The following is an 8,086-nucleotide window of genomic DNA, read 5'->3' as shown; positions in this document are numbered from 1 at the left end:
GACGCGGAGGCGCTGCGCGCCGCGGCCCCCGCGGGCCGCGCCGCCGCCGCACGGGGGCCCGAGGGCCGGGGCCAGGTGAACGCGGCCCGGCTGTCGTCCAGCCTGCTCACGTAGATCATCGAGAGCAGATAGCGGTGCGGCACGTCCTTGGGCAGATAGGCCCGCACGCCCAGCTCCATCAACCGCTGGAGCGTGCCGCCGGCCACATCCCAACTGAGGACGATGGTGTCGGTACCCGGTGAGGCGCGCAGCACCTCCGCGACGACCGCCTCGGTGCGCTCCGTGACGTGTTCCAGTCCCACTAACAGGACGTCGGGCCGTGCCTCGGCGATCGCGGCGACCAGGTCCACCGCGCTCTCCGCGCTGTGGCCCACCACCCGCAGGCCGTCGTCCCGGGCGATGACCGTGCGCAGACCCTCTCTGAATATGGTGTTCTCGTCCATGACGAAGACAGTGATCGGTCGTGCGGACATCATGCACTCCGATCTGGCCCCCCGAGCCATCCCCGTTATCCTTCCATTTCTGGCAACACCCCGTTCGCGTTCTCATCGGATTCTCGCAGAGAACTGCAGCAGATCTCGGGGAGTTGCCTCGGAGGCTAGCAGCAAGATCTCCGTCCGGCCAGCCCACCGACGGGGCAGGCCGACGAATTGCGTCACCGTCGTGAAATGGTGATGTTCCCGGTTTCAGGCGTGCGCCGCTTCGTTTCGGGCCGGTGTGCGCGCCGTTCTAGGCGGTCGCCCGCATCGGGGGGTGCGGGGCGCGCTCATCCACAGCCTCGCTCAGCACGTACTGCTGGAGTCGTTGCAGCGGCAGTGAGGGCTGGAGTCCCAGCTCCTCGTCGAGGACCCGGCGCAGCGCCTGGTACGCCTGCAGCGCCTCTCCGCGGCGGCCGCAATGCTTCAGGCACGTAATGAGCTGGGCGTGCAGCCATTCGTTGAGTGGGTGGGCGGCGACCAATGACCGCAGCTCGGGAAGCAACTCACGGTGCCGGCCCAGCTCCATATCCGCCTGGATACGTAGCTGCAACGCGTCCAACTGCATTTCCTCGAGCTGTACCACGTGCGCTTCGAGGACCCGGCCGGTGGTGACGTCGGACAGCGCGGGCCCGCGCCACAGGTCGAGCGCCTGCTGGAGCCGGTGCGACGCCTCCTCCGGCCGACCCGCCACGAGCAGGCGTTTCCCTTCGCGGGCGAGCCGCTCGAAGATCCGTGCGTCGATCAGCTCCTCGTCGATCTGGAGGCGGTAGCCGGGGGCCCGGGTGACCAGAACCGGACGGGCGGCCTCGGGCCCGAGGGCCCGTCCGAGCATCTTGCGCAACTGGTAGATATAGGTCTGGGTGGTGGTGACGGCGCTGCGCGGCGGATTGTCGCTCCACAATTCGTCGATGAGCGCCGGAATCTCGACGACCTCGTTGACCCGGGAGAGCAGGAGCGCCAGGGTGTTACGTGCTTTCGGAGCGGTCGGCGTGAAGTACTGGCCGTTGTGCAGCACTTCCATGGGGCCAAGGGTGTTGAACCTCAATTTTCCGGTTTCCTTTCCCTACGGCAGCAGGGAAAGCAGCCGGTATCGGCCTTTTCCGTTCCCCCGCGCCGCGACTTTCCGAATTGGGCGAGCCATGCGGCGTGCTCAAGTATCCCCGGCTCCGGCGCACCGGCAACAGTGTTACGTCTCAAGTTGCAGTGGGCACCCATCCTCCGTCGCATTTGGTGGGGACCCGGCCGGGAACGCCGTTCGGCGCACCGCGTCGACGAGTGCGGCCTGCGCCAGGATGTCTTCGGCATGCGCGTCGAATCCCGTTCCGCGCAGCACGGTCCGGGCGAACGCGCCGGCCGTGTTCACGAATTGCGCCTCCGCGGACAGCGTCAACTCCCGTGTGCCGTCACGGTCTTCCAGGAGGAGTACCGGGGCGAGGTCGTCGGGGGTGGTGAACGCCCGGTCGAGCAAGAGGCGGCCGGCGCTGCCCCACAGCTCGTAGGAGCAGCGGTAGGCGCGCTCCCAGCCGAAGCTCACCCGCGCGGTGACGCCCGCGGCGGAGCGCAGCAGGGCGCCGCCCGCGACGTCGCGCCCGCCGGCCGGGGCGGGGGTCAGCGCCGCACCGAGGACCTCCAGGCGGTCCCCGGCGAAGAGGCGGGCCGCCCGCAGGGGGTACACCCCGGTCTCCAGAAGGCTGCTCAAGGCCGCTCCGGCCGCGGCCGGCGGCGGTGCGGGGATGCCGAACTCGGCACTGACCTCCCGGAGTTCCCCGATGACGCCGTCCCGCAACAGCTCCCGTACCCGGGCGTGCTGGCCGTGGTGCAGGAACATGAAGCTCTCCATCACCAGCAGTCCCTGGCGCCGGGCTGCGGCCACCACCCGGGCGGCCTCCTCGGCGCCGGTGGCACAGGGCTTCTCGCAGAGCACGTGCTTGCCCGCATCCAGGGCCCGTATCGTCCACTCGGCATGCATCGCGGTGGGCACAGGGATGTACACCGCGTCGATGTCGGGGCGGGCGAGCAGTTGCTCGTACCCCTGGATCGCCGCACAGCCGTAGGGCGCGGCGTAGGAACACGCCTTGGCGAGGTCGCGGCTGGCGACGGCGGCGAGGTCGACGAGAGGCTGCGCGGCGAGCGCCGGCAGCATGCGCCGACGCGCGATGTCGGCACAGCCGAGCACGCCGACGCGTACGGTCCCGGACACGCGCACCCCGGTCACCACGTGGTGTGCAGGCTCGCGAGCAGGCTGCGCGCCTGCACATTGACATAGCGGCTGTGCTGGACCAGCTCCATCAGTTGCCGGACCGTCATCCAGTGGTAGTCGGGGTCGTCGGCGAGCGGCACCTCGTCGCCGACCTCGACGATCATGTAGCGGTTGTCGGCGTGGTGGAAGCGCCCGCCCTCCTCGGCGAGCACGGTGTCGAAGCGCACGGCTTCGGGTGGTGCGGCGAGCACGACGTCCAGGTAGCGCGGCTGCTCCCGGCCGCGGTAGTTGACGGGCAGGCACTGCACGGTCGGGGCCAGTTCACATGCGTCCAGCAGTCCGGCCTCCGTCTTGGCATGCGCCAAAAGATGTAGCACCCCGTCGACGTTCCGCGCGAGGAAGGCGACCACACCGCGCTCGACGGGAGCGAGCAGCGGCTGGGTCCACCGCGTGACCTCGCGGGTGTCGGCCCGTACGTCGGCGGCGATGACCGTGAAGTGCTTGCCCTCCTGATGGGCGATCTCCGTCTCGGTGCGGCGCCAGCCGGGCACCGCCACCAGCGGCAGGGTGCGCCGGTGGAAGGTGTGGCGGGCCTTGGCCTCGGTGATCCTGCCGAGGAGTTGCCCGGTGCCGTACAAGGCAGTCCCGCGCCCTGACACCGAGCGCCGCAGCGCGGCGCGGTACGCGTCGGGGGTGCCGGGCTGCCGCGCGGGGGCGCCGGGCCCGGGTGCGTCGAAAGGAACACACGCCAGCACGGTCCGCGTATCCATGTTGACGACGTTGTCACGGGCGAGCAGCCGGTGGATTTGGCCGATGGTCAGCCAGCGGTAATTCTCGTGCTCCGGAACTTCCTCCGTCACTTCGACCACGACGTTCCGGTTGCGCTTCGCCAGGAACCACGAGCCCTGTTCCGACTGAAGACTGTCCACGAGGACACGCCGCCCCGGCGCGAGGAAGTAGTCGAGAAAGTCGGTACGCCGTCCGCCGTGCAGTCCGGTGTAGTTGCTGCGGGTCGCCTGAACCGTCGGGGAGAGCTGAACGGTATCGGGGTTTCCCGGCTCCATCTTGGCCTGCATCAGACAGTGCAGGACGCCGTCGAACTCCTTCACGAGGATGCCGAGGACCCCGATTTCCGGCTGGTCGAGAATCGGCTGGGACCAGCCGCCGGGACCGGGCCGGTCGGTCGTCACCTGCAAGCCGGTGACGGAGAAGAAACCGCCGCTGTCATGGACGAGATTTCCGTCCTCCGCGCGAAACCGCCAGCCCACCAGATCCCCGAACGGGATCCGCGTGACCTCGAACCGGTTGGCCCGCCGGTGCTCGGCGAACCAGGCGTCGAAGTCCTTGTTGGGGGTGACGCCGCTGTCGGCCGCCAGCGCCGACGCGGTGAACCGCGCGGCCAGGTCGGAGGGGCCGGGGGGCATCCCCGCGGCGGGCAGGGGCGGTACGGCCGGGTACGGGGGCGCGGTGGCCGTCATGGCGTGACTCCTTGTGGTTCGGTGCGGGCAGTTCAGCGGGACGCGTCGCGCAGCGGCCGCCACCAACCGGGGTTGTCCCGGTACCAGTCGACGACCGCGGCCAGGCCGTCGGCGAAGGGCACCCGCGGCCGCCAGCCGAGATCGGCGCGGATCTTCGTGTCGTCGACGGCGTACCGGAAGTCGTGGCCCTTGCGGTCCTCGACGGGCCGCACCCGGCTCCGGTCGGCCCCGCACAAGCCGAGCAGCAGCTCGGTGATCTCGCGGTTCGAGCGGGCGGTGCCGCCGATGTTGTAGACCTCGCCTGCCGACCCCTTGGTCAGCGCGAGGTGGACGGCCCGGCAGTGGTCGTCGACGTGCACCCACTCACGCACGTTGCGGCCGTCGCCGTACAGCGGTACGTCGCGGCCCTCGAGGAGGTTGGTGACGAACAACGGGATCAGCTTCTCGACGTGCTGGTAGGGACCGTAGTTGTTGCTGCACCGGGTGACGCGGACATCGAGGCCGTAGCTGCGCCAGTACGCGCGGGCGAGCAGGTCGCCGCCGGCCTTGGAGGCGGAGTAGGGCGAGTTGGGCAGCAGTGGCCGGTCCTCGGTCCAGGAGCCCTCCTCGATCGAGCCGTACACCTCGTCGGTCGACACGTGCACGACCCGGCGCACCTCGGCCCGCAGACACGCCTCGAGGAGCGTCTGGGTGCCCGCGACGTTGGTACGCACGAACTCGCCCGCGGCGTACAGCGAGCGGTCCACATGGGACTCCGCAGCGAAGTGCGCCACCTCGTCGTGCCCGGCGACCAGCTCGCGCATCCGCTCCGCGTCGGCGATGTCGGCCCGCACGAACGTCATCCGCTCGTGCGTCTCCGGCAGATTGGTCCGGTTCCCCGCATAGGTCAGCTTGTCGACGACGGTCACCAGCGCGTCCTCGTAACCCGGGAACGCCCCCTCCAGCAGTGCACGAACGTAGGCGGAGCCGATGAACCCGGCACCCCCCGTGACCAGAATCCGCATGTGAGATCTCCCAGCGATGGAAAGCCCGCGCACCAGCACGGGCAGAGAAGAAGCAGGAACGGACGGGAGCGCCCCGAGGGCACGCGGGGAACCGTGTGCCCGGCCACGACACCACCGCGGCCCGGAACGGCCCGGTACGGGACTACGGGAGGACGGGAGCGCGGCGCCCCGCGAGCGCTCCCGCCGCGCGCAGCGCGTCCACCGCCTCGGCGAGCGCTGCCCGATCCGCCGCGGCGCCGCCGGGCCTGCCCGGCAGCAGGGGCACGACGCAGCCACCCCCGCGCCGCACGGCGGGATGCCTCCGGGCGATGCTGCTGAGCGTCCGGCCGGGCCCGGCCTCCACCAGCACGAGGGGCTCGGCCCCGGCGCCGCCCGGCGCATCCAGCAGCGCGTCCAGCGCGGGCCAGAACAGCACCGGCGTCATCGGCTGTGCGGCCCAGAAGCCGGGGTCCGCCGCCTCGTCGGCGCGCAGCGGCGCCGCCGTCCGCCCGGAGTACACCGTGATCCGTGGCGCCCGCCGCGGTACGGCGGCCACCACATCCCGCGCGCCCTCCAGGCAGGGCCCGAGCACGGGGCTGTGGAACGCGGTGTCGGACGCGACGGGCCGGCTCGTCAGCCCCGCCGCTTCCAGCCGCTCCGCCGCCTCGCCGAGCGCCCGGCGGGGACCCGCGAGCACCGTGTGCCGGGGCGCGTTGACGGCGCCGACGGACACATCGGGGCCGAGATACGGCTCGACCTGCGCGACGCTCGCCGCGACCGCCAGCATGCCGCCCGCCGGGGCAGCGGCGACGCGCCGGACCCGGTCGACGACGAGGTGGGCCGCGTCCGCCGCGGAGAACACTCCTGCGAGGGCGGCCGCGGCCATCTCACCGACGCTGTGGCCGAGCAGCGCGACGGGCTCGGCGCCCCAATCGAGGACGAGGCGGCCGAGCGCGTGGTCCACCGCGAACAGCAGCGGTTGGGCGCGCTCGGCGGCGTCGAGCGACCGGGGCGATTCCTCGGCGAGCCAGTGGGAGCGCAGTGCGCGACCCGACGGCCCCAGGGCGGCGAACACCTCGTCCATCGCGGCGGTGAAGACCGGCTCGACGTCGTACAGGCCCGCCGCCATCCGCGGGTACTGGGCGCCCTGGCCGGGCAGCAGCAACGCCACCCGCCCCGGGCGGCCCGGGCTCCCCTGACCAGCCGGCGCGGGGCCGCCCCCGGGCGGCCCCGCCACATTCGCCTGCTCGGCGTGCCGGGTCATCGCGCTCAGAATCCGGCGAGCTTCTCGGCGTATTCCTTCGACAGGCGCAGGTTGCCCATGCTGTTGGCACTGAGCACGCGGCGCAAGTACTTGCGGGCGCCCTCGACCGTCATGCCCTCGCCCAGCAGGTGCAGCCCGTCGCGGCGGATGGTCGCGGTGTGCCGGGACGTGAGGACGAGCCCCTCCGGGGTCTCGGTGAACAGCCAGTGGCCGGTGTGGGCGTCCATGGTCTTCGGCGGCTGGATCTGCTTGTAGACGATCTTGTGGTTCGGCAAGCAGATGCGTACCGACCGGGTCGTGTGCTCCGAGCCGTCCGAGGACTTGGTGTCCATGTCGAAGAACTGGATGTTCGGCACGGTCTCCTCCATGGTGAGAGCGACGACGTGCGGGATCCGCTCCGGCCACTTGTCGGCCTCGTAGAGATAGGCGTACGCGTCGTCCACCGAGCCCGCCACGAACAGCGGGTCGTCGAAGGAGATCGTGCGCAGGGCGAAGTCCTCGGCGTTCTCCGCCGCGTACGTCAGCGTCTCCAGGTGCGCCTGACTGCCCCGGCGCATCGACTCGGCGCGCTCGGCGGCCACGGTCTCGTCCTCGGTGAGGAGCGTGAACTCGTGATGCATGCGCACCAGCGTGCCGCCGTCCGGCTGCTCCTCGAACTCGAAGCCACCGCTGACGCTGGCGAACGGCTCGACGGCGGGCTCGTGGGTGAAGCGGACGTCGCCGGACTCCGTCACCTTGCGGCGGGACACCCAGGTACGCACCGTGCGGTCGTCCACGAGGGACCAGTGCTGGATCAGCTCGCCGCTGTCGTCGCTCTCCAGGATCTCGGCGTGCACGGCGGGCCGGTGCACCTGCGGCCACGCCTCGACGTCGACCACGATCCGCCGCACGGTCTCCACGGGCGCCGCGATGAGCGCCTTCTCTTCCACTCGATGCGTCTTCACTGATGCCACGGCTGGGCCCTCCGGTCGGGTCTCGTCGGTCACTGCGCCTGCACCTTGCCCGCCGTGTTTGGAGACCTCTTCGAAATCCATTCGACCCCCGCCGCCGGGGCCCACGGTGCCTCCAACGGAGTTCGAACCAGGTCGGCGAGGGTGCCCCGACGAGACACCGCGTGTCGCACGACACCGCGGGGCGTAGGGGAGACAGGAGACAGCACCATGACGACGCAGCAGGAGACACCGGCCACGGCCGTGACCGCCGAGGTGTACGCAGAGGTTCAGCAGTTCTACGCCGAGCACATGCACCTGCTCGACAACGGCACCGTCGACGCGTGGGCGGACACGTTCACGGCCGACGCCCACTTCGACGTGCCGACGCTGCCGGAGCCGCTGCGCGGCCGCGAGGCACTGGCCGGATCGCTGCGCCGTACCACCGCGCAGTTGGCAGCCGAGGGAGTGCGGCGCAGGCACTGGCACGGCATGGTCGCGGTGTTCCCGCAGGCCGACGGCACGCTGCGGGTGCGCTGCTACGCGCTGGTGTTCTCCACGCCGCTGGGCGGGGATCCCGCGCTGCACCGGGTCTGCGTATGCGAGGACGTGCTGGTCCGCGAGGACGGGCGGCTCAAGGTGCACCGCCGGAAGGTCACCCGCGACGACCTCCCGTAGCCCGACGGCCCGGTCCACGGGGAACGGAGCCGTACGCACGCGCCGCGGGCGGCACGCCTTGGTGGCGTGCCGCCC

At 71.2% G+C, this 8,086-nt stretch carries 8 protein-coding genes; 1 reads left to right on the top strand and 7 read right to left on the bottom strand.

Annotation, left to right across the window (positions count from 1 at the left end; all coding sequences use genetic code 11):
• The 7 genes from IE330_RS36915 to IE330_RS36885 form a co-directional block, all read right to left on the bottom strand.
• Window positions 1-443, bottom strand: a 443-nt coding sequence (locus IE330_RS36915) for a response regulator (protein ID WP_506005399.1), incomplete at its 3' end; no start/stop codon positions are given.
• Window positions 444-729: 286 nt separating this feature from the next.
• A complete protein-coding gene (locus IE330_RS36910; protein ID WP_190140558.1) occupies window positions 730-1,500 on the bottom strand; it encodes an AfsR/SARP family transcriptional regulator in 771 nt (256 codons plus the stop codon).
• A gap of 165 nt (window positions 1,501-1,665) precedes the next feature.
• Complete coding sequence (locus IE330_RS36905; RefSeq protein WP_229926196.1) at window positions 1,666-2,679, bottom strand: Gfo/Idh/MocA family protein; 1,014 nt, start codon at window positions 2,677-2,679, stop codon at window positions 1,666-1,668.
• Window positions 2,680-2,690: 11 nt separating this feature from the next.
• Window positions 2,691-4,157, bottom strand: a complete 1,467-nt coding sequence (locus IE330_RS36900) for an NDP-hexose 2,3-dehydratase family protein (protein ID WP_229926195.1) — start codon at window positions 4,155-4,157, stop codon at window positions 2,691-2,693.
• A 32-nt stretch (window positions 4,158-4,189) separates the two neighbouring features.
• On the bottom strand, window positions 4,190-5,161 hold the full coding sequence (gene rfbB / locus IE330_RS36895) for a dTDP-glucose 4,6-dehydratase (RefSeq protein ID WP_190140557.1): 972 nt from the start codon (window positions 5,159-5,161) through the stop codon (window positions 4,190-4,192).
• A 142-nt stretch (window positions 5,162-5,303) separates the two neighbouring features.
• Window positions 5,304-6,404 (bottom strand): acyltransferase domain-containing protein, encoded by a 1,101-nt coding sequence (locus tag IE330_RS36890; RefSeq protein ID WP_190140556.1) that lies wholly within the window; start codon window positions 6,402-6,404, stop codon window positions 5,304-5,306.
• Between the two features lie 5 nt (window positions 6,405-6,409).
• Window positions 6,410-7,348: an SRPBCC family protein gene (locus IE330_RS36885; protein WP_229926194.1), complete on the bottom strand. Its 939-nt coding sequence runs from the start codon at window positions 7,346-7,348 to the stop codon at window positions 6,410-6,412.
• Between the two features lie 216 nt (window positions 7,349-7,564).
• On the opposite strand from IE330_RS36885, the gene IE330_RS36880 reads away from it, so the two are divergent.
• Window positions 7,565-8,011, top strand: coding sequence for a nuclear transport factor 2 family protein (locus IE330_RS36880; RefSeq protein WP_190140554.1), 447 nt, complete (start codon window positions 7,565-7,567; stop codon window positions 8,009-8,011).
• Window positions 8,012-8,086 lie beyond the last annotated feature (75 nt).

Origin of the sequence: Streptomyces longispororuber (assembly GCF_014656095.1) — a bacterium.
GTDB lineage: Bacteria > Actinomycetota > Actinomycetes > Streptomycetales > Streptomycetaceae > Streptomyces > Streptomyces longispororuber.
This window is presented reverse-complemented; position numbering and strand designations above follow the sequence as displayed.